This window comes from Paenibacillus larvae subsp. larvae, assembly GCF_002003265.1.
Taxonomy (GTDB): domain Bacteria; phylum Bacillota; class Bacilli; order Paenibacillales; family NBRC-103111; genus Paenibacillus_H; species Paenibacillus_H larvae.
Genome location: NZ_CP019687.1, coordinates 3762138 through 3782683, shown reverse-complemented (window position 1 = coordinate 3782683; position 20546 = coordinate 3762138). Strand labels below are relative to the sequence as shown.

Genomic DNA, 20546 nt, shown 5'->3' with positions numbered 1-20546 from the left:
ATAACTTTTACGAAAACCGGTAAATACAACTCGGTATCAATCCCCCACGATTCGCCAGACTTTTGCCCAAAATCCGCCAATTTCCTCGAAAACAACCATAAGATTCCTAAACACAAAAACCAAACGATGTCTAATGAATCTGGTTCATCGCCGTTATTCCTGCAGGCTGCGATTATGTAAAGACTTTGTTGATTAATATCTGATTCAGTTTTGATTCTTCGATAGATGAATACAACTGTGAGGTTCGATTGTTCCATATGGAACAAAAAAAACCGACAAGCAGCGGACAGATTTGTAAATAATTCATGGACGATGGCGAATAGGGGGATCAAAGTAAAGCATTTGTTTTAACAGACGGACATGATATAGTAAAGACAAATTCAACCGGACAAGTCCATCTGCAAATGGCTCGCGGAACAAAGATTCATGTAGAAACAGCATATTGCATAGATTATAGACCTGAAAAGTTTTTCAAACGACATAAGATGAAGGAAAATGCTGAACATATATGTCCATTTTCATATGCAGGAAGGAACAAAGATGAAGGAAAATCTGGAATACAATCAACAAAAAGAGCAAACAAATTCTAAAAAACGGGATAAAAAGTGGATAAATCCACAAAATCATGTAAAAAGTGGGGATTTCCCGGGGAATAAAAGAAAAAACCACGACAAACGGAAGATTCGGAAAAAGAAAGATGACCGTCCAAACAGATCCGTCCGTACAGTTTCTTCCGCTGAAGATGTCCGGCCCGGGGATCGCATTGTGGTGACTATTAAACGGATCGGTATAAATGGAGAGGGGGTTGGGTATTACAAGCGAAAAGCTGTTTTTATTCCGGGAGCGATCACAGGGGAAGTAGTCAAAGCCCAGGTGACTAAAGTACAGTCTGGCTATTTGGAAGCGAAGCCTTCAGAAATCGAGAAATCTTCTCCCGACCGCCAGATACCTCCTTGTCCTGTTTTTGACCAGTGCGGAGGCTGTCAACTGCAGCATATGACCTACAGCAGCCAGCTTGCGGCTAAGGAAGAAATCGTCCGTGAGTCATTCCGGAGATATTTGGGGGATAATGCCGGCATCCTTATCCGTCCCATCCGGGGAATGGATCATCCCTGGGATTACCGTAATAAGGCCCAACTCCAGACAGAAGTCCGGGACAGCCGGGTGATAACCGGCTTATATACTCCCGGTACTCATCATCTGGTCGATATTTCCGGATGCCTGGTGCAGGACCCGGTCATTAATCATGTCATGCAGGTCATGAAAGAGATTGTCTCTGAACTTGACATTCCTGTGTATAACGAAAAAAAACGCAGCGGTGTGCTGCGTACAATCGTAGCGCGTGTGGCCAGAAGCACCGGAAAAGTACAGCTCACCTTAATCACCGCTACCCCCTTTCTGCCTAAACATGAGAAACTCGTTTCGGCCGTGCATCAGCGTATGCCGGAGGTGGCGGAGATCGCCCACAATGTGAATCCGGACGATACTCCGCTGGTATTTGGAGAGCGGACAGTACATCTCTCGGGTGAAGACCGTCTGGAGGAAACGCTGGGTCCGCTCCGCTTTGAACTGTCGCCGCGTGCCTTCTTTCAGCTGAACCCTTCCCAGACGGTTCATCTGTATGACTATGTCAAGGAGGCGGCGGCCCTTACCGGCGACGAACTCGTCGTCGACGCCTACTGCGGCACAGGCACGATCGGCCTGTGGCTGGCGCCTTTGGCGTGCGAAGTGCGCGGCATCGAGATCATCGATGATGCCGTGCAGGACGCGCGCCGCAACGCGGAGCGAAGCGGGCTTGGCAATGCCCGCTTCTATACGGGCCGTGCAGAGAAGCTGCTCCCGCAGTGGGTCCGGGAGGGCGTTCGACCCGACGTAGTCGTGGTCGATCCGCCCCGGACCGGCTGCGATGCAGCGCTGCTGCGCGCGATCCTGGCCGCGAAGCCGCCGCGGCTGGTGTATGTGTCCTGCAACCCTTCAACTCTGGCGAAGGATTGCAGGACCTTGCTCGGCGGCGGCTACAGCGCCGAGTGGGTGCAGCCCGTCGACATGTTTCCCCAGACGGCGCATGTAGAGTGCGTAATAAGAATACAGCGAATCGATACCTAGAAATCCTTAGTTTTCAACATTCTGCCCGATACATGATTTTCAAGATGAACGGCAGTGACTTTAAAAATAAGGTATTGATGGATAAGATCGAAAGTTTCAGTGGTATTGGACTTAGAATGCTGCCTATCTGAGGATTAAGATCAGAGATTAAAAAATCAAGAGAACGTTGTTTTAACCCGGCGTTCTCTTTTTATATATACATTTTTTCATGTTAATTATAAGATTTTTGAGGGTAATCCTTGATTTACATACAAGAAACTGAACCCTTATGTGATTGGACAGTAGCGAAGATAAGTCAATGGGACGGAATTAATTTTTTCTCAATTAACTGATCACCACTTTGGTTTTTTTAGGTATGTTTTCATAAATCCATTTTGCATCGGGAATAGCAAGCCTGATACACCCGTGTGACGCTTTTGTTCCTAATTTTTTTGCTTCCTTTTCAATAACTTTCTTATCCTTGGTCATGGGTACGCTGTGAAACAGGAATTCTCCGTGATTCTTCCATGAAACCCAATATTCTCCGCCTTCCTGATATCTTTGGGAGAAAAACCATTCACCTCGTTCAGGTTCTACATAGTATGTACCCTTTGGCGTTGAATTACCCTTTGTTTGATCGAGGCCTGACGAAATAAGCATAGTGTATATTATTTTGCTTCCATTTTTTATATATGCCTCCTGTTTTTGTGTAGACACATCAATCCAGATGGAGTCCTTATTTTTAATGTCAGGATATTCTCCGCCTGAGGGTTTTGTCCAATCTATTTCTTTTTTCTCCGTTTTTGTTCTTACGTTCTTAGGTGTTTCTGTTGATAAGGTTTCCGTCTTTTCAATAGACTTGCTTTTTTCAGAGCTGGCCTTTTCCGTTTTATATATTAATTGTGAACAAGCTGCCATCAGACTAACGGGCAATAGAGCAGCTATCATCAATAATACAATTCGCCGTGTGTGCTTCATATAAAATCCTCCCGCATTTGCAGTCTATAAATCTTCATTATTATGAATTGAATTGTAGCTTAGTCCCTCCGTTTCTGTCAAAACGCAAGGGAAGTCAATTCTAAAAGCTCAACTTCGCATTGTTCAAGTGAGTGGATTCTTTATTATACGTTCAATCTCAAAAGTTGGCCACAAATCAGCGGTAATTCATCAATCTCCATTTAATTATTTCTACTGTCTTGACAAGGGAGCAGTTCACAGTGAATGGTCGGGATATTTTTCATAAAAAAATCTTTTTACAGGATTTTGTCTCCTACAGCCTGGTACCCCGATAGAGGGTTTTTTTTTGGACTTTATTCGTCCCTTATGTTCATGGCACACTTCCTCTGCTAATATAGAAGCAGCTAATGGAACGGAATCTTGTAAAATTTTTGGATCAATCAAACCCAAAAAGTTGAATATCAGATAAACAACTCTCGCCACAATCCTTATTCGAAGGGACGCTCGGCAGAGTGAACCCGGCAGACGAGAAAGTCAGACAGCTTGTTGGCCCGATTTTGGAGAAAGGGGGATACTACTTCGTAGCTGTGGAGGAGGATCAATTAGCAGGGTGGGTACTCGTAGGATCAAGTCAAGACCCGTTCACCGAAAGGAACATTACCATGAGTCTGAAATTGGAGTAGCTTATGACATGAGAAAATTGGACCTCAAAAGGAATCCGGACAAACTCCGAACGGTTTATGATCATAGCAGCCCGGGAATAGGCGTTGAGTCCGGATTAGAAAAAAGGTACCCTACCTGTATGAATATTTTGATTTATGCAAACTACTGGTATAGTGATTAAATAGTGATCAATTTAGAGGAAGGTGAAGTTCTTTGAAAACATTCGATCAAAATTTGGAGAAATATGCGGAACTGATTGTGAAGGTAGGGGTCAATGTTCAACCAGGGCAAGAAGTTTTTGTGGTTGCTAACACGGAAATGACCACTCTGGCCCGTCTTATTGCCCGAAAGGCCTATGAAGCAGGCTCAGCTAATGTTCAAGTGGACTGGAGCGATGAAGCCTTAACGCGGTTAAAGTATGAACATGCCCCGGACGAACTGTTCACCCGGTTTCCTGAATGGGAAGTTGCAAAAAGAGATGCCTTCCTGGATAAAGGAGCCGCTTTTATTTCCATCTCCTCTCCGAACCCGGATTTGCTTAAAGACATAGATCCGAAACGGATCGGAAATTACCAGAAAACAGCCGGAAAGGCACTGGAAAGATTTCGCAGATACATGCAGTCCAACAAAGTCAGCTGGACAGTCGTGGCAGCCGCAACCAAAGACTGGGCGGTTAAAGTATACCCTGATGCAGGTCCGGAAGAAGCGGTCTCTAAGTTGTGGGAAGCCATATTCAAAGCAGTGCGTCTGCACGCAGAAGATCCGGTACAGGCCTGGAAAGAACATGACGCGACCCTGCACGAAAAAGTGAAAATCCTAAACAGCAAGAAGTTCCATAAACTACACTACATAGCACCCGGTACAGATTTAACAATTGAACTTCCGGAAAATCACCTTTGGGTCGGAGCGGGCAGTATCAATGAGAAAGGAATTCCTTTTATGGCGAATATGCCAACAGAAGAAGTCTTTACGGCTCCTCATAAACATGGGACAAACGGCTATGTTTCAAGCACCAAACCCCTTAATTACGGGGGAAATGTGATCGACCGGTTTAAGTTGACCTTTGAGAACGGCCGTATTGTGAAAGTGGAAGCAGAACAGGGACAAGAAATTCTGCAGCAGCTGGTTGATTCGGACGAAGGCTCTCATTATTTAGGAGAAGTGGCTCTCGTTCCACATGAATCTCCCATTTCCCAATCCAATACATTGTTTTTTAATACCTTATTTGACGAAAATGCATCAAACCACCTGGCCATTGGGAGTGCTTATGCCTTTAATTTGGCCGGTGGTCAATCCATGTCCAAGGAAGAATTAGAACAAAAAGGATTGAACCACAGTCTGACACATGTAGATTTTATGATCGGATCTGCTGAGATGGATATCGACGGTATACAGGAAGATGGGACGGTAGTTCCTGTATTCCGTAAAGGAAACTGGGCCATTTAAATCTTTAGATAAATCGTGCAGAAAAAAACGGACAGAGGGGTAAAAATCATTTTGCCCGCTCTGTCCGTTTTTTTGTTCATAGTTCTATCCTCATTCTTCGTTCATGTCCATCTTTCAGTCTGTACCAATGCCAGATGCTCCTGAACCTCCTGGTAACGGCAAACGCCGGTTCCGGGTTTTGAAGCAGTAATGGTTCCCGCTGCGGTAGCCCACCGTGCGGTTTCTTCCAGGTTTTTGTTTTCAAGTAAACAGAATGCAATGGCCGCCACCATGGAGTCTCCAGCCCCTACCGTACTGACGGGGCGGATTGGAAAAGGCCTCCCCCGGATGACTTCATCTTCACTGACGAGAATAGCGCCTTCTCCTCCCATGGAGACAATTACCCAAGAAATTCCCTTGGCAAGCAGTTCACGGCAAGCATCAACCACCTGATCTTCATCGTTTAGAGCCCTTTCTAAATACTGTTCCAATTCATGAATATTGGGCTTTACGACAGAAGGAGAGGCTTCCAGACCCGCTCTGAAGGCCTCTCCGTCAGCATCCAGTACAGTCTGTACACCTTTTTTTTCGGCCTCCCGAATGATCTCAGCATAGAACTGCGGCGATATTCCCGGCGGGAGACTTCCTCCTATCACCAGTAAAGATGCTTCATCCAGCAGACCGGTAAACTCTCTGCGAAAATGCCGGATCGTCTCTGCCGAAACTTCCGTTCCTTTTTCATTAATCTCGGTAGTAACCTCCGTTTTACGGTCAACAATTTTCAGATTCGTTCTCGTCTCCCCTCCGGAAGTTGAGAACCGGTGTGAAATTTGAAGCCGTTCCAAATGATCCAGCAGTTGTCGCCCCGCATAGCCTCCATTGATACCTGTTGCCAGAACATTAACAGGAAAGCTTTTCAATACTTTGGCTACGTTAATTCCTTTGCCCCCGGGGTCCATCCGGATTTCTTCCACACGGTTTAAGCCTCCCGGTTTCAATTGTTCGATCATAACTGTCTTGTCCAAAGCCGGATTCAATGTAACCGTAATAATGTTCATGATGATTCCTCCCGTATTTTTTAATAGCCCTTTATCTTTAATGTGAATCGAAATTGGACCGGCACTTCACGCTAATGTTACTTGAATTCCCCTCTGGTTCAAGGCAGATACAAACTCTTCCGGTACCCCCGTATCCAAAATAAAGGAATCCACATCAGTAAGGCCGACCACTTTGCCATAAGAGACCTTCCCGATTTTGCTATGGTCTGCCAGCACAGTCACTTGTTTGGCAATCCGTATCATTTTGCGTTTCATTGCGGCTTCCAGCAGATTCGGGGTAGTTAAGCCTTCCTCCAAATCCAAACCGTTGGCACCTAAAAAGGCAAGATCCACCCGGACCATATCCAGACACTCCTCCGCCATTGGGCCAATGAATGCTTGTGTTTCAGGCCTGAATATCCCGCCGGCAAGCGTCAGTTCGATATTCCGGGAATCTTTCAATTCATTGAGTATCAGGAGGGAGTTGGTAATTACCCGCAGATGGCCAAACTTTTTCAATTTTTTGGCCAAATAGAAGGTGGTTGTACCTGCATCAAGCAATAGGGTGTTTCCTTCTTCAATCATGTCTGCTGCCTGGGCGGCTATCCGCTCTTTCTCCGCAAGCTTTTGTTTTCTTTCTTGCTCAAACATCATAAACGCAGCCCCATTTGTGATTATTTATAATTGTTTGTGATTGTTTGTGATTACTTTTATTATAGTAAGGTCTTTATTATCTGTAAATCACTTTTTCTTTCCTGCGAAAATGTAAGATTTTGAAATAGAGGGACAAACTGCGCGGGAATCCCAAACAAAAAACGGGACAATCACCTGCCCCGCCTGCACATCTACTAGTATCACGTCACGACCTAGAGGATACAGTATGGCGAACATGTTTACCACTCTTTGGATCATGATCATATTTAACTCTGACAAGAAGCTCCCGGAGCTCCTCACGGGCAAGGTCCCTCCACTCGCCAAGGCGCAGCTTAGGCTTGTCCAAATGAATGTTCATTATTCGCACACGCTCCAGCTGTACGACCTGATAACCGAATACTTCACACATCCGGCGAATCTGACGGTTCAGCCCCTGGGTAAGGATAATGCGGAATACATGGTCATTTATCCGGGTTACCTTGCACGGTTTTGTTTTAGTCCCCAAAATACGGACTCCGCCTGCCATGCCTTTCACGAACTCATCCGTCACAGGCTTATTGACACGAACTACATATTCTTTTTCATGGTTGTTTTCGGCCCGCAGGATCTGATTTACAATATCCCCGTCATTGGTAAGTAATATAAGCCCCTGTGAATCTTTATCCAATCTTCCGATAGGGAAGATTCTTTCGGGATGGTTCACAAAATCGATAATGTTTCCTTTGACATGTTTTTCTGTCGTACATGTTATGCCTACGGGCTTATTTAAGGCAATATACACTCCTTTTTTCTTCTCGCCAAGGGGTTTGCCGTCCACGCGGATTTCATCCCCTTCTTCAACCGTGCTCCCCAGTTCCGCCGGTACCCCATTAATGGTTACACGGTTTGCGGCTATCCATTTATCCGCTTCTCTCCTGGAACAAACTCCTGTCTCACTTATAAATTTGTTAATCCTCATACTGTTATTCCCTTTCACGCTTATGTGCTCTGCTGTTTTATTTTCGTAGTGTACCATATTTTTTCCCCAATAAAAAAGAACCGATTCTTGGTATGAACCGATCCTTTTCCAGGCCTGATCTACCCCATAGGATATTCGCCATAACGCTCCCAAAGCTTCGGAAATCTGTTGCGGAGGTGTTCCTCATCGTCTTGCTCCCAATCCAGCTCAATTTCGGGATAATCTAATAATCCGCCTGTAATCTGCTCAAACAACTCCTGGTAATCATCATCGTTACGCCCTGTCTTTTCCTGATAGGCATCCGAAGCCGCATACAATAGATCTTCATATTCGGGATATTCGTAATCTTCAAGCTTTTCAAGTACCGGGATCAGGCTTTCCGGGTCCTGCAAAGCCCTGTTGTATACCTCTTTGCCCGCATAGATCAGCCAGGCTCTAAAATAATCAAAGCTATCATCGGAACAGCCGCCCAAAATAATATAAGCTGCGGCCCATAATGAAGACTGACAGGAAGCATAATGAAACGAATGAAGCCATACATCAAACTCTACAATTTCTCTAACCGATCTGCCCGATAAAGTACGGATCAGCCATTCCACTTGTTCTTCCATATCAATGCCCATCGTTTTCGCCGTTTCAAGCAGCTTCCAAAATTCTTCTTCGTTCATGGCATGAGGGCGAATCAGATTTTCGGACCCTTCCACCTGCCAATAACCTTCTTCAAGCTTGGTCCTGATCAGCTGCTCGGCCTCCTTGGCACATTCCTCCGGGGACTCAAATATTTTAAACTGGATAGAGCCCTGGGTACCTATTTTTCCGGAGGTGATAGAGTAACTGTTTCCCACAACATCTATTTTCCAAAATTCATTAGATTTTTCATCTTGGTAAATCAAAACCGTTTCCATATTTGCATTCTCCTGAATCCTGCTTGGCCCTTTACTCTTTTTACTTATTTTCTTGAATGTATCTTTTTTTGAATGAATTAGCAACTGTTACTGCCGGGATTTTTTTCTTATATCCGTTCTTGACCCTTTATATTTTTCGTACTCCCGTATAATAAGAAGTGGAGTGTAAAAACACAGTCTGGTTGGTAGTCCTAGACACACGTCGTCATGACCAAAGACGTGTCAGTAACCTTCCCCCTCGGGATGTCCCTCACTACGGGAACTTCATAGGCAAAAGAAGAAACAAAAACATAGAGGCAGGTAATTGCAGGCGGTTTCCTGTCTCAATCTGCAGAAAGGGACCCGCTGCTTCGGTGTCCCTTCTTTGTCACATTTCTCTCTAGAATATGATTACCAAATTAGTTAAAATAAAGGTGACTTTTATCACAGCTCCGGCTGAAAAAGAAGGGATAAAAAGCATGGAACATTTTACCCTCTATATCATTCTAATCGTGCTGGTTATACTTATAGGTGCGCTTGCAACGATTTTTATCGGAATGTCCAAATCCAACAGGGAGGGCAATCCTGCTTACGATACAAGAACAGAAAAATATTGGGTCAGCCTTACCGCCGTATACATCATCGCAACGGTTGCCGGTTTTGCCGCCTTGGCTATGTATATTTACGGTTAGACGTCTATCTCAACGATTTATGTACTTTCATTTTCTAAGTATTTGGAGTAGCCCTGCTTCTGAACGAAAGGTTTGGGAGCAGGGCAAAAAGCGTAAAAACCAATCAAGGTAACCATAAAATAAAAAACCTCAGTTAAGTGTATCTTTCACTTTGATTACCTCTATTGGAAGTTACCACTGGGTATTAATTGGGTAATACTACTGTACCTAACGTAATCTTAAAAAATTTGTTCTATTCTCATATTTTTATTTTGTAATAATTCTTCGAAAGAATAACCATCTATACGGATTTCGTTAATTAATTCTCTGTTAGTTTTATAGTATTTTGACAGATTTTCCTTCCTATTAACAAGGCACCATCCTTCTTTGTGATATACAAGAGCAAATAATTCACCTTTATAAGAAAATTCTATTTCCCGATTCATCGATAATGCTTCCATAACTTTATTTCTATGATTCATATAATAAACAGCCCCTTCCTCATATTAAACTACTTATACAATTCTACCATAGGAATTGGTTTTTTTTAAATTGTATGGTATAGTTTATATTTTATGGTAAAAATTAGTATAGTAGGAGGTTAGTGTAAAGCGTGTTACGAATGAAAAAAGTAGTTTCGTTGTTGATTGCGGCGACTGTTTTTGCAGTAATGCTAGTAAATGTTATGCCTCAAAATGCATCTGCTACATTCTTACCTATCATCATTAAAATGCAGAAGGATTATGAAAAAGCAAAAGAGAAAGGGACACCTTCTCCAAACGGGCATTCTACCATTTATGTAGAAGACCAAGAAGCATCCATCGCATTCCGGACTGAGAAAATGGGATTTATCGTCCATGAGAAACATCCAATGGGGCCAAAAGCAAACTGGGTAGAAATAGGCCCTGAAAATGGGCAGACCCGTCTCGTTCTCTATCCAAAGGCAATGATGCCGAATCATCATGAACTGAAGCCTTCCTTTATTTTTGTTTGTGATAACATTCAGGAAACTTACAATCAGCTTAGGGAAAAAGGTGTTGAATTTCTGGACGAACCTAAGGAAATGGCCTGGGGTATTTTTACCACTTTCAAAGATGTAGATGGAAACCAATTTTTGCTAAAGCAATAACAGAAGCTTCTCCCGGCGTTCAGGGGTTTCTCTATAAGCTCAAAACCTGCGCTGCAGGTTTTTTATATTTAAGCGAAAAAGTATGATATTCTAGTAAAATGGAGCAGAGAATTCAATTAGATTTACTTGAGTACAGGGAGGATTTTATTTATGACCAAACGCACTTTATTCACTACAGCCCTTCTGCTTGTACTTGCTGTTGCGGTATTCGCAGGCTGCAGTAAGGACAAAAAAGAGCCGGAAGCCGCAAATTCCCCATCGCCCGCAGTAAGCAGCACGCCTGCATCCAATGAAGGAAAATCAACACAGGAAGCCGGAAATGCCGTTAAGCAAGTGATAACAGAGCCAACAAGCATCTCCGTTATGGTGAACAAACAATATAAACTGCCAGATGGTTATACACCAAGCGATCTTGTATATCCTAATGTTCCCTTCACTTTCAAAGAAAAGATTGAAAAACGCATGATGCGCAAAGAGGCCGCTGAAGCTTTGGAAAAAATGTTTGAAGGCGCCAAAAAGGACGGTATCAACCTGGCAGGTGTATCGGCATACCGCTCCTATCAAACACAAACCACTGTATTTAACAACTATGTAAAGAAGGATGGCGAGGAAGCAGCAAAGAAGTATAGTGCCGTTCCCGGACATAGTGAACATGAAACCGGGCTTGCCATTGATGTTTCGGGCAGTACAGGCAAATGTGCGGCAAACGATTGCTTTGCAAGCACCCCGGAAGCCAATTGGCTCGAAAAGCACGCTCCTGAATACGGTTTTATCATCCGCTATCCTAAAGGAAAGGAAGCCATTACCGGCTATCAATACGAGCCATGGCACATTCGCTATTTGGGAATTGAAGATGCCCAGAATATAGCTAAGAAGGGTCTTACAATGGAGGAATATTTTGGGGTAGTTCCTGTTTCCAACTCCAAGTAGGCCATACCCGTATAATTAGACATATACATCCTGCTGGCCTTGAGCCCGCCTGCGCTTTGCGCCTGACGGACAGCACTGAGAACGGCTTTGGCCAGCACTTCGGCGGAGAGTGCGCCCACGATATCTGTCGGCATGTCCACTCCATCGGTTGAGGCGGCAAAGACGGTATCCCCGTCATGCATAGTATGTACCGGATAAATGGAACGTGCCAGACCATCGTGGGACATTCCGGCCACTTTTTTTAGCTGCGTTTTGGTCAAATTAGCGTTGCTGGCTACTACCGCGATAGTGGTGTTCGTACCTGGCGGAATATCATAAAACCCCCTAGAATACCCGCTACACGTTCTCCATTTTCTGGGTTGCGGATCTCTCCAACAGCGTTAACAGCCATCATCGCTCCTATGATCAGGCCGTTTGGCAAGTGCAGCGAAGCAGTGCCAAGTCCGCTTTTCATGGCCCGTTGGAAGCCGGCCAATTTTCCGACAAAATCTCTACAGCCCGCTCCTGCATTACCTTCCGCGAAAGGTCCGCCGGATGCTGCTGAATTGGCCCCATACCCCATCTCCCGATCGGGACGTTTCCCGGGTTCCCGGTGAAGATCTCTCACGTCAACACTGCATACGTCTCCTCCTTCAAACAAAATAGCGGTACATCCTGTGAGAGCCTCTTCATTCTGGGCGTGTCCCACAAGGATGCCGGGGATATCAGTTATCACTATTTAAATCGTGAAAAACGAGTGATGAGTTTAAGCAAGTTAAGGGGATTAGTTTAAGAAATACCAAGACGTGAAATAATTCGTTCAAAGTTATAAAAACAAGTTGGGGATCATCCGCGAGTGGTACATGAGGCCGCTTAATGAGTTCTCCGTATATGGCGGTGCCATTCGTAGCATACATGGGATAAAGGAAACCCCAGAATGATTTCCGTACTTTGGGTAACCTCACGAAATCCTTTCTTTTCAAAAAAGAATGCTGTGTCCATATTTTCTTTCTCTACCCATGCAGTCAGCATCTCAGCTTGGGGGTTGAGTTCAATGATAGATCCGAGCAGGGAGCTTCCTACCCCTCTGCCGATCCAGTCCGGTTGTACATAGAAATGAGTAAGTTCATAATTACCCATACAGCGTTCTGCCATGCGAATAAAGCCAAGCAGTTGGCCGGTTCCCTCCTCTTCCGCAACCAGAAATAAATCCGGGCTGGCCTCTAAAACAGATCTGATTAATTTGAGCAAATGCTTATCGGAATATGCATATTCTACAAAGGTATATATAAAATCAATAGGATAAATTTCTCTATATGTATGAACCCAAGCTTTCCGGGCAATCTTTTGTATATCTTTCATATCGGATAGTCTTGCTTTACGAATAACATACAAAATGGCTCACCTCTTTCTCTTAAAATAGCTGAAACATCCCTGCTTTCCTCCTAATAAATATCAGAAACGAATGATTCACGCAACTATAAGGATATGTAATCAAACCCAGTAAAAGCAAATAGAATAAACCGGTTCCAAAAAACGATATCCCTCCTTTCCTTCTTGTTCATTTTTTTTAGTGTTATGGTTAATACTTCCACGAAATATTGGCAAATTCGTGAATACTATTCGTAGAAAGTGGAGTATATGAGTCCTGACTTTATATGCCATATCCATGTCATATACCCTTTCCTCCCTGCTTTGAATCTAAGAAGATGTTCCAAATAAAAAACCTCCGTCTTTGACAGACGGAGGTTAAAATTCCAGAGGATTATGGATTTAAAGGGGTTGCTCTACATGCTTTCTGACATTAGGATCGGGATCACGGGAGACCACGATTTCATGCATGGTTAATTGATTACCCAAAATATCGGAATTCAGCTCCCTGTTTTTAGCATGGGATTGTTTGAAAGCGTCACTATGGACCCACTTATCAAAATCCCCCTTGCTTTCCCAGGTGGTGCATACTTTAAATTCCTCGTAATCTTCGGTTCCTTCTGTTTTCAAGACCTCCATACGGACAAAACCGGGAAAGCTCTGAACTCCTTTTGGATTTTGAAAACGTTTAGCCAGTACATCTCCGGTTCCGTTCTTCACGCGAATTGTATTCATGAACAGAATCATCGTTATCGTCTCCCTTCCATGATTTTTTTCATTTACAGCTACATGTTTTTTAAAAATTGGACTACTTGCTCAGCTTCTTCCCCTCCCATTATAGCATGACGGATGAGAGGAATCCCGTGGGGGCCAAGCGCTTTACCCGCTTCAGGCTGTACTGTTCTCCCTTTACTTTCATGATGTCCTCCTATATGGTTTGAGATGCACGATTACAGCACCGTTTTGGTGTAAAAAAGGGCCTCTCCCCATCTTCGTAGATTTCAACTTCAATCTCAAAAATATGCTGAAACATAGCTTTACAAAGCACACATTCCGGAGGGCCGTCATACTCAATATTCCCCTTCTTCATTACCACAAGACGATCACTATATTGGGAAGCCTGATTAATATCATGCAGCACCATGATGACAGTCATTCCATATTCCTGGTTAAGCTGCCGGATTAATTCCATTACTTCGAGCTGATGTGCTATATCCAAATAGGTCGTAGGTTCATCCAGCAGAAGTACCTGCGGTTTTTGGGCCAGCGCCATGGCAATCCAGGCACGCTGGCGTTCCCCGCCGGACAATGATTTAAGGAAACGGTGTTCATAAGTCCCAAGTCCCGTTAATTCAAGTGACCAATCCACAATAAGATGGTCTTCATGATCCAGTCTTTGGAACCACGGTTTATGCGGATGACGTCCGAATTCAACCAGTTCTCTGACTGTAAGATCAAGCTGGTGGTCATTCATTTGGGGAAGCATCGACAGTTTGCGGGCAACGTCCACCGTTTTCATAGAAGCCAGTTCTTTCCCGTCCAGAATTACACTTCCCTGATGAGGCTCAAGCAGCCTTGCCATGAGCTTAAGCAGCGTCGACTTTCCTGAACCATTCGGCCCGAGAAGGCTGATGATCTCTCCTTTTTGCACCGAAAGGCTCAAGTCCTGCAGGGCAAATTGTCCGGAATGACGAAACGAAAGGTCATTCGTAAGCAGCACGCTTCTCACGTTCTTTCCCTCCTTTATGAATGATCAATAAGAAAAAAGGTCCTCCCAAGAAAGAAAGCAGAATCCCTACAGGAAGCTCAATAGGATCAAACCAGCTTCTTGCAATAGTATCCGCCAACACAACCAGTGCTCCCCCTCCGATAGCGGAAATGGGCAGTAAATACCGGTAATCGTTCCCGATCAGAAGCCGAATCATATGCGGAACTACCAGGCCCACAAATCCGATCAGCCCCGATACACTAACAGCAATACCGGACAAAAGAGTACTTAGCACAATTAAAACCAGCCGGCTTCTCTCCACCCGGTGACCCAGCAGTTTGGCCATTTCATCTCCGAGCATAAGTATCCGAACATGTTTAATACCGAAAAGAGAAAGAACAAGAGCAACAACAGCATAATAAGCGACCATATTTACATGATCCCAGCTTACCCCTGAAATCCCGCCACTCATCCATGGGAGAACGGCCTGAACACGATCACTGTAAAGCAGCATTAAAGCGCTCATACAGGCGCCGATAACAGCGTTAATCGAGATCCCTACCAAAATAATTCTCCCGGGAGTGGCTCCTTTATTCCAAGCAAGTATATAGATAGCCATGGCCGTGACAAAGGCCCCTAGAAAAGCAGCAATGGGAAGAAATAAAGTATAGGCCGGAAATACGATCAGAATAAGGGTTGCCATAAGTCCCGCACCGGAAGATACGCCAATGATTCCCGGGTCTGCCAAGGGGTTGCGCATTACGCCCTGCAGAAGAGCGCCGGCTGAAGCTAGACACATTCCTACCAGAATACCAATGATCACTCTCGGAATGCGCAAATCCCAGACAATCCTCCGTGCCATGGTATCCTCGCTGCTTGCAATGGCCTGCCAAATATCACTTAACCTTATCGGTACAGCCCCTTTAACCAGTCCATACAGACAGGAAACCAGCAAGAGCAAACTGAGTGATATAGCCAGTATCCATCTCCTGCGGGACATGGGGTGACGTTCAGCTCCACGCCTAAAAGCTCCGGCGGGGTGTCCAGCTTTAACAGCTGCTTCCAATCTCATTTCTTCGCCGCCGTTTTCAGATTATCCGACATGAAGTCTAGTGCATCTGTAATCTTCGTCCCAGGACTGGAACCAAACAGATCCGGAGGCAGAATAATTACTCTCCCTTCTTTCACTGCTTTCAGATTTTTCCATGCCGCGTTTTTGGACATTTCAGCTTCAAAAGATTTTTTAACAGCTCCAGGATCTCCATGAGTAATTAGATAAACAACATCAGGGTTGCTTTCAACTATCCGTTCGGAACTAAGTTCCGCATACTGCGGGAAATCTTTCGTTTGCGGATAATCAGCTGCCACATTCTCCCCTCCGGATTTAGCCATTACGTCACCGGATAAAGAATTCGGAAGTGCCGCCATATATGTTCCGGGTGCACCGTAAACCAGCAGAGCACGGACACCGGTTTTTCCGGCTGAAGACATAGCATGCAGCTTATCATCAATAGCCTGGGTCAGCTTTTTCGCCTCCTCCTTTTTTTCTAATACTTCACCAAAAAGGGTAATGCTTTTTTGAATATCAGCTACAGAATTAGCCGAGGTCATCAATACTTTTGTCCCGTTTTTTTCCACGGTAGCTATATGTTTGTTAAAGCCCGCACCGGCAATCAGTAGATCCGGTTTCGCTGCAGCCAGTTTCTCAAAATTCGGCTGATGCGTATTTCCGATTTCTGCTGCATTTTTTAATCCCTCTGAAGGCAGCGGGGATTTTGTTGCAGGTCTGCCCACTATATTCGCTCCAAGCTTATGTACAATATCCAGATCCCCCAAGGCCAGTGTGGCTACACTTACAGGAGCTTTATCAAATATTACTTCCCTTCCCGTAAAATCAGTGACTTTTATTTTAGAGGAAGCGGACGGGTTGGTCGTGACCGCAGCATTGGGTTTTACCGAACCCGCCGGCCCTTTACTCTCATCCTTGGCTATTCCGCACCCGGCCAGCAAGACAACAGCAGCTAAGACTGCGGGAGTAAATTTACGTGTAAGGGACATAATATCCTCTCCTTCTATATATTAAATGATAATGATTATCATTACCATTTATGACTTCAAAGATTACTATAATTGATAATGATTATCAATGTCAATCGGTTTTGCCATTGTTATTTCTCCCTTTTTCTTACCTAATACTCTATTCACAGATCTTTAGTGCCATTCTCCCCTTCACTCAGAAACCTTGCCTTCTGTTTAAACCTTGCTATCCTTTAAATGTATAAGGGAGTTCAAATAAGCAGATCCAAAATTTTACCGTTTTTCTGAAGCAGGGGGATAGTACAACTAAGGGTTTAAGAAAGGTTATATCTTTTGCATACAAAAAACCCCCGCTTTTTGAGTTTTAAGCGGGAGTTTCGCCTTTTCATCTATTAACTTTTCCGGACAATATTGAAGTAAGAACGGACTGTCAGGAAGTAATAGCCAATATAGATAAGCACATAAGCAACCATGCTCATTATAAGCGGGAGCTTGTCGGAAACTTGGAATATTTGGTTGGCTGTTTTAAGTGCAAAGATGCTGTGCAGGATTCCTACGACCAAAGGGGCAACAAAGACAAAGGCAATTTGTTTGCCAATGGCTTTCTTCATTTCCTTAGGAGTAACCCCTACTTTGCGTAAAATGTCATATTTGCCTTTATCGGCATTGGCTTCAGACAACTGTTTGAAATAAATAATAGAACCGGTGGCAATCAGGAAAACGAGTCCGACAAATGTGCCTATAAAGATCATCATACCCGTAGCCTCTAGTCCACTCTTATAAACTTCATAATAACTTGTAGCTTTCTCATTCGAGGCTTTCGCAATAGCGGCCGTCAGTTCCTTACTGCTCCCCTGGTCCTTTACATTGATTAAACGGATTTCTTTTTCCTTTAGTCCGGAGTCTGCTTTTAAAGCTTTTTGGTAGACCTCATCCGGCACAATAACCGCATTGAAATACCCGTTTTTTAATGGATATGCCCCACTCTTGACAACCTTCAAATCAATAGTTTCTTTCCCTGCAACTAAGGAAAAAGTCTCTGGAACATTTAAACCCATTTTCTCCATGACAGAAGAAATTTGTTCATCTCTATGCTGGATTGCTTCTCCCGTTCCAAGTTTTTGCTCCACATCCCTTCCGAAAGTTTGAGCCCATTTCTTAAATTCGCTAAACGCTACAATCGTCGAATTATCTTTGTCCCCCAGCTTAGAAGCATCCAGTTTTTTACCCGCATCATGCACTTGTCCTTTCACTTGAAAAGTTTTTATGGTCATATCCTTCTCAACAGGATGATCTCCTTTAAACTCATTGAGAGCCTGATCCACTTTCCTGTTCAGTTCGGGGGAGGTCACTTCGTAACTGTAACTGTATGGAGAAGCTTCCGCGGCTTGATTACTAACATTAAAGTAAAGCGAAACCGAAGCTCCGATAGCAACCAGCGTAACTGCACTGAGGGTAGCAATCGTCGCCAGGGTAGTTGCATTTCCTTTGATCCGGTACAGCAATTGGGATGTACTTACCAGGTTCATGCCGCTATAAAAACTTTTTTTATTTCTGCGTCTGACTCTGATCAGGATAACCGTAAAGAAATGAAACAGCAGGTAAGTTCCGGCTACGGTCAGGAACAGAATCGCCAACGGAAGAAGCATAGGGTTGCCAAATTTCGTTAGCATTTTCAAAAAGTTATAGGCCAGATAATATCCGGAACTGATCATTGCAACGGCCAATAAGGCAATCACAAAAGACCCCTTAGGCACCTTCTCTCCACGGCTTTCCGCCTTAAAGAGATCGATCAGCTTAAAACGGTAAATCAGTCTGTAACCCTGGAAAGATGTATACAAAATAATGACAAAGAATACAACAGCCGTGTTGAGAACTGCTGCCGCAGGTATCTCAAAATTTACACCGATATCTACACCCATAAGCATAAGCAGCAGCTTGGTAAAGCCACTGGATAACAGGGCGCCAATTCCGATTCCAACTATCAGGGCGATGAGCCCCATAAACAGATTCTCATAGGCCAACATCTTGGCGATTTGTCTTTTTCTCACACCCAGAAGCGAGTATAACCCTACTTCTTTCTTGCGTTTCCGTGTGAAAAAGCCATTGGAATAAATGATAAACAAAGCGGAAAACAAGATTAATAATACACCGGAGAAAGTAAAGGCCCCTGATATTTTCTTGGAAGCATCAGCCGCTTGCTGGATTTGGGAATTATACTTAATCGCTGCAAAGACGTAGTAGATCACAATACTAAATATCATAGAAACAAAATAAATGAAATAGTTTTTGAAATTCTTTCTGATATTACGCAAAGCAAGATTAAATAACGTCACTTACTCCACCCCCGATAGATGACAGCATGTTCAGAATGGCGTTAAAGAATTGTTTACGGGTCAGGTCTTCCTTACGCAGTTCGGTAAACAGTCTGCCATCCTTAATGAACAGGACCCGTTGGCAGTAGCTGGAAGCAAAAGCATCATGAGTAACAAGAAGAATCGTAACTCTATCTTGTTCATTCAGCTCTTTCATACTTTCCAGCAGATCGGTTGCCGATTTGGAATCCAAAGCGCCTGTCGGCTCGTCCCCCAGGATCAGGCTCGGGTTGGATACCATCGCACGGGAAGCCGCACAGCGCTGCTTCTGGCCTCCGGAGATCTGGTAAGGGTATTTATCCAGAATCGGATCAATGCCGAATTTTTTGGCGATGCGGACTACCCGCTCATCAATTTCAGCAGCTTTAACATGGGAAAGAGCAAGTGGCAGTGCTATGTTTTCCCGGACTGTCAGAGAATCAAGCAGGTTGTAATCCTGAAAAACAAAACCCAGTTTGCTCCGGCGAAACAGCGCCAACTGCTCCTCTTTCATTCTCACAATACTTTGGCCGTCAATTATGATATCACCTGAAGTAGGTGTGTCGATAGTGGAAATTATGTTCAGAAGAGTTGTTTTTCCGGCACCGGATGGGCCCATAATTCCGACGAATTCCCCTTCATTCACTTCCAAATCAATATGGTCCAAAGCCATATACATATTATTTTTAGCACCGTAAGTTTTCGTAACACCTTTTGTAATCAGTACAGGTTTCGTCATTGTCTTTCTCCCTCTTTCTTGCACGTTTTCTCGATAATCCAAGTATCTATCAAATCCGAATAATCAACCATCGATTAAAGTGACCCCATCTTACAATTTCGTCACGTAGATAGCCGCTCCGTCAGAAACATAAGGCATCTGTGTAAAAAAATACCAATACCCGCAAAAATGCTGTTTGGCATCTCATATACGCAAGTAACTTTACATGAACCGGACATAACCAGGCAGAATTGACTCAATTCTGGGGAATGTTATGTCTTCTTGATGGTAACAGATTGAACCTTGTCCACATTCTCCCCAAAGCTTCCTATTTGTTCGGACGGGTCTTTTTTGGTTTCCAGAATTCCCATAGCCTTTTCCGTTCCGGGCATAGCGACCATATCCGCATCATCTGCTATGACGATCTGATCAGCATATGTGCGGCCAGGACCAACTATATAATTACCTTCATACTTCACGCTTACCTGATTGCCGTCCAAGGTCAAGGAAGAACTTTCTTTTTTAGCAAAAAGCAGGGGCTTTCCTTTGGATACATTCGGGAACGAACTTAAAATCTCCGTTTTGTCTTTGTCGATGATTTTCCTGAATAACCCTTTCTTTTGAAGAGAATCTGCTGTTGATTTGCTCATGATCAGAACCGTTTCATCCCCCTGTTTGGCTACTTTAATCTTTTGTATTTCATTACTGGCAAGATCAGATTTTTTCTCCTCTATCTTGGCTTCCACCTGTTTAAAATCACCAAAAATAAGAACACCGTTCGCCCCCTCCCCAAATAAAGAACAACCGGAAAGCAGAATTGCAAATAAAGCAAGTGAAAGGCCGAAACCTGCCATTTTTCTCATTAGACATCTCTCCCATCTTTTTTAAGTAGAGGCTGTATCCTCCCCAATACGCTTTACCCTATCAATCCGAGAAATAAGGTTCTATCGATTAAGGTGACCCAGTATGACAGTTTTGTAAGGTTA

General features: G+C 44.0%; 22 protein-coding genes. 6 read left to right on the top strand and 16 right to left on the bottom strand.

Annotated features, from left to right (window positions below):
- Nucleotides 1-495: 495 nt before the first annotated feature.
- Nucleotides 496-2106, top strand: a complete 1611-nt coding sequence (gene rlmD / locus BXP28_RS19660) for a 23S rRNA (uracil(1939)-C(5))-methyltransferase RlmD (RefSeq protein ID WP_023484855.1) — start codon at nt 496-498, stop codon at nt 2104-2106.
- 324 nt (nt 2107-2430) lie between these two features.
- Here rlmD and BXP28_RS19655 read toward each other — a convergent pair whose 3' ends face one another.
- On the bottom strand, nt 2431-3063 hold the full coding sequence (locus BXP28_RS19655; RefSeq protein WP_077585179.1) for a L,D-transpeptidase: 633 nt from the start codon (nt 3061-3063) through the stop codon (nt 2431-2433).
- A gap of 491 nt (nt 3064-3554) precedes the next feature.
- On the opposite strand from BXP28_RS19655, the gene BXP28_RS22985 reads away from it, so the two are divergent.
- Together BXP28_RS22985 and BXP28_RS19650 are read left to right on the top strand one after the other, a co-directional pair.
- Nucleotides 3555-3725, top strand: coding sequence for a GNAT family N-acetyltransferase (locus tag BXP28_RS22985; protein ID WP_024095293.1), 171 nt, complete (start codon nt 3555-3557; stop codon nt 3723-3725).
- Nucleotides 3726-3918: 193 nt separating this feature from the next.
- A complete protein-coding gene (locus BXP28_RS19650) occupies nt 3919-5151 on the top strand; it encodes an aminopeptidase (RefSeq protein ID WP_023484853.1) in 1233 nt (410 codons plus the stop codon).
- 101 nt (nt 5152-5252) lie between these two features.
- Here the strand turns inward: BXP28_RS19650 and pfkB are convergent, their stop codons facing one another.
- The 4 genes from pfkB to BXP28_RS19630 form a co-directional block, all read right to left on the bottom strand.
- Complete coding sequence (gene pfkB, locus BXP28_RS19645; protein WP_023484852.1) at nt 5253-6188, bottom strand: 1-phosphofructokinase; 936 nt, start codon at nt 6186-6188, stop codon at nt 5253-5255.
- Nucleotides 6189-6254: 66 nt separating this feature from the next.
- The gene (locus tag BXP28_RS19640) at nt 6255-6821 is read right to left on the bottom strand and encodes a DeoR/GlpR family DNA-binding transcription regulator (RefSeq protein ID WP_023484851.1); all 567 of its coding nucleotides are present in this window, start codon (nt 6819-6821) and stop codon (nt 6255-6257) included.
- A gap of 205 nt (nt 6822-7026) precedes the next feature.
- Complete coding sequence (gene rluF, locus BXP28_RS19635; protein WP_023484850.1) at nt 7027-7779, bottom strand: 23S rRNA pseudouridine(2604) synthase RluF; 753 nt, start codon at nt 7777-7779, stop codon at nt 7027-7029.
- Nucleotides 7780-7898: 119 nt separating this feature from the next.
- Complete coding sequence (locus BXP28_RS19630) at nt 7899-8684, bottom strand: DUF4240 domain-containing protein (protein ID WP_023484849.1); 786 nt, start codon at nt 8682-8684, stop codon at nt 7899-7901.
- A 458-nt stretch (nt 8685-9142) separates the two neighbouring features.
- Between BXP28_RS19630 and BXP28_RS19625 the strand changes: the two genes are divergently transcribed.
- Entirely contained in the window at nt 9143-9355 is a 213-nt protein-coding gene (locus BXP28_RS19625; RefSeq protein WP_024095297.1) for a hypothetical protein, read from the top strand.
- 218 nt (nt 9356-9573) lie between these two features.
- On the opposite strand, the gene BXP28_RS19620 is transcribed toward BXP28_RS19625, so the two are convergent.
- Entirely contained in the window at nt 9574-9816 is a 243-nt protein-coding gene (locus tag BXP28_RS19620) for a hypothetical protein (RefSeq protein WP_024095298.1), read from the bottom strand.
- A gap of 248 nt (nt 9817-10064) precedes the next feature.
- Between BXP28_RS19620 and BXP28_RS19615 the strand changes: the two genes are divergently transcribed.
- Nucleotides 10065-10463, top strand: coding sequence for a VOC family protein (locus BXP28_RS19615; RefSeq protein ID WP_077585287.1), 399 nt, complete (start codon nt 10065-10067; stop codon nt 10461-10463).
- Between the two features lie 150 nt (nt 10464-10613).
- On the top strand, nt 10614-11393 hold the full coding sequence (locus tag BXP28_RS19610; protein ID WP_036655968.1) for a M15 family metallopeptidase: 780 nt from the start codon (nt 10614-10616) through the stop codon (nt 11391-11393).
- On the opposite strand, the gene BXP28_RS25665 is transcribed toward BXP28_RS19610, so the two are convergent.
- The 10 genes from BXP28_RS25665 to BXP28_RS19565 form a co-directional block, all read right to left on the bottom strand.
- On the bottom strand, nt 11300-11653 hold the full coding sequence (locus BXP28_RS25665) for a P1 family peptidase (RefSeq protein WP_327194549.1): 354 nt from the start codon (nt 11651-11653) through the stop codon (nt 11300-11302). The two genes, BXP28_RS19610 and BXP28_RS25665, sit on opposite strands and share 94 nt — an antisense overlap.
- A 17-nt stretch (nt 11654-11670) precedes the next feature.
- The gene (locus BXP28_RS25660) at nt 11671-12108 is read right to left on the bottom strand and encodes a P1 family peptidase (protein ID WP_024095302.1); all 438 of its coding nucleotides are present in this window, start codon (nt 12106-12108) and stop codon (nt 11671-11673) included.
- Nucleotides 12109-12245: 137 nt separating this feature from the next.
- Nucleotides 12246-12767 carry a GNAT family N-acetyltransferase gene (locus BXP28_RS19600; RefSeq protein ID WP_036655967.1) on the bottom strand — a complete coding sequence of 174 codons (522 nt, stop codon included), beginning with the start codon at nt 12765-12767 and terminating at the stop codon, nt 12246-12248.
- A gap of 378 nt (nt 12768-13145) precedes the next feature.
- Nucleotides 13146-13490 (bottom strand): antibiotic biosynthesis monooxygenase, encoded by a 345-nt coding sequence (locus BXP28_RS19595; RefSeq protein ID WP_023484844.1) that lies wholly within the window; start codon nt 13488-13490, stop codon nt 13146-13148.
- 181 nt (nt 13491-13671) lie between these two features.
- The gene (locus tag BXP28_RS19590; RefSeq protein ID WP_023484843.1) at nt 13672-14463 is read right to left on the bottom strand and encodes an ABC transporter ATP-binding protein; all 792 of its coding nucleotides are present in this window, start codon (nt 14461-14463) and stop codon (nt 13672-13674) included.
- Nucleotides 14447-15523, bottom strand: a complete 1077-nt coding sequence (locus BXP28_RS19585) for a FecCD family ABC transporter permease (RefSeq protein ID WP_096761286.1) — start codon at nt 15521-15523, stop codon at nt 14447-14449. The genes BXP28_RS19590 and BXP28_RS19585 overlap by 17 nt, the downstream gene beginning before the upstream one ends.
- Complete coding sequence (locus BXP28_RS19580; RefSeq protein WP_023484841.1) at nt 15520-16509, bottom strand: ABC transporter substrate-binding protein; 990 nt, start codon at nt 16507-16509, stop codon at nt 15520-15522. Before BXP28_RS19580 ends, BXP28_RS19585 begins: the two co-directional genes overlap by 4 nt.
- A 371-nt stretch (nt 16510-16880) precedes the next feature.
- Nucleotides 16881-18824 (bottom strand): ABC transporter permease, encoded by a 1944-nt coding sequence (locus tag BXP28_RS19575; protein WP_023484840.1) that lies wholly within the window; start codon nt 18822-18824, stop codon nt 16881-16883.
- A complete protein-coding gene (locus tag BXP28_RS19570) occupies nt 18811-19581 on the bottom strand; it encodes an ABC transporter ATP-binding protein (protein WP_036655962.1) in 771 nt (256 codons plus the stop codon). Before BXP28_RS19570 ends, BXP28_RS19575 begins: the two co-directional genes overlap by 14 nt.
- A gap of 251 nt (nt 19582-19832) precedes the next feature.
- Entirely contained in the window at nt 19833-20423 is a 591-nt protein-coding gene (locus tag BXP28_RS19565; RefSeq protein ID WP_023484838.1) for a lipoprotein BA_5634 family protein, read from the bottom strand.
- Nucleotides 20424-20546: the final 123 nt, after the last annotated feature.

Bases quoted from the DNA above. Each gene is read 5' to 3' on its own strand.
- BXP28_RS19655 (WP_077585179.1), bottom strand. From the start codon at position 3,063: ATGAAGCACACACGGCGAATTGTATTATTGATGATAGCTGCTCTATTG.
- BXP28_RS19625 (WP_024095297.1), top strand. From the start codon at position 9,143: ATGGAACATTTTACCCTCTATATCATTCTAATCGTGCTGGTTATACTT.
- BXP28_RS19595 (WP_023484844.1), bottom strand. From the start codon at position 13,490: ATGATTCTGTTCATGAATACAATTCGCGTGAAGAACGGAACCGGAGAT.
- rluF (WP_023484850.1), bottom strand. From the start codon at position 7,779: ATGAGGATTAACAAATTTATAAGTGAGACAGGAGTTTGTTCCAGGAGA.
- pfkB (WP_023484852.1), bottom strand. From the start codon at position 6,188: ATGAACATTATTACGGTTACATTGAATCCGGCTTTGGACAAGACAGTT.
- BXP28_RS19615 (WP_077585287.1), top strand. From the start codon at position 10,065: ATGCAGAAGGATTATGAAAAAGCAAAAGAGAAAGGGACACCTTCTCCA.
- BXP28_RS19610 (WP_036655968.1), top strand. From the start codon at position 10,614: ATGACCAAACGCACTTTATTCACTACAGCCCTTCTGCTTGTACTTGCT.
- BXP28_RS19580 (WP_023484841.1), bottom strand. From the start codon at position 16,509: ATGTCCCTTACACGTAAATTTACTCCCGCAGTCTTAGCTGCTGTTGTC.
- rlmD (WP_023484855.1), top strand. From the start codon at position 496: ATGCTGAACATATATGTCCATTTTCATATGCAGGAAGGAACAAAGATG.
- BXP28_RS19620 (WP_024095298.1), bottom strand. From the start codon at position 9,816: ATGAATCATAGAAATAAAGTTATGGAAGCATTATCGATGAATCGGGAA.
- BXP28_RS19570 (WP_036655962.1), bottom strand. From the start codon at position 19,581: ATGACGAAACCTGTACTGATTACAAAAGGTGTTACGAAAACTTACGGT.
- BXP28_RS19630 (WP_023484849.1), bottom strand. From the start codon at position 8,684: ATGGAAACGGTTTTGATTTACCAAGATGAAAAATCTAATGAATTTTGG.
- BXP28_RS19640 (WP_023484851.1), bottom strand. From the start codon at position 6,821: ATGATGTTTGAGCAAGAAAGAAAACAAAAGCTTGCGGAGAAAGAGCGG.
- BXP28_RS19565 (WP_023484838.1), bottom strand. From the start codon at position 20,423: ATGAGAAAAATGGCAGGTTTCGGCCTTTCACTTGCTTTATTTGCAATT.
- BXP28_RS19585 (WP_096761286.1), bottom strand. From the start codon at position 15,523: ATGAGATTGGAAGCAGCTGTTAAAGCTGGACACCCCGCCGGAGCTTTT.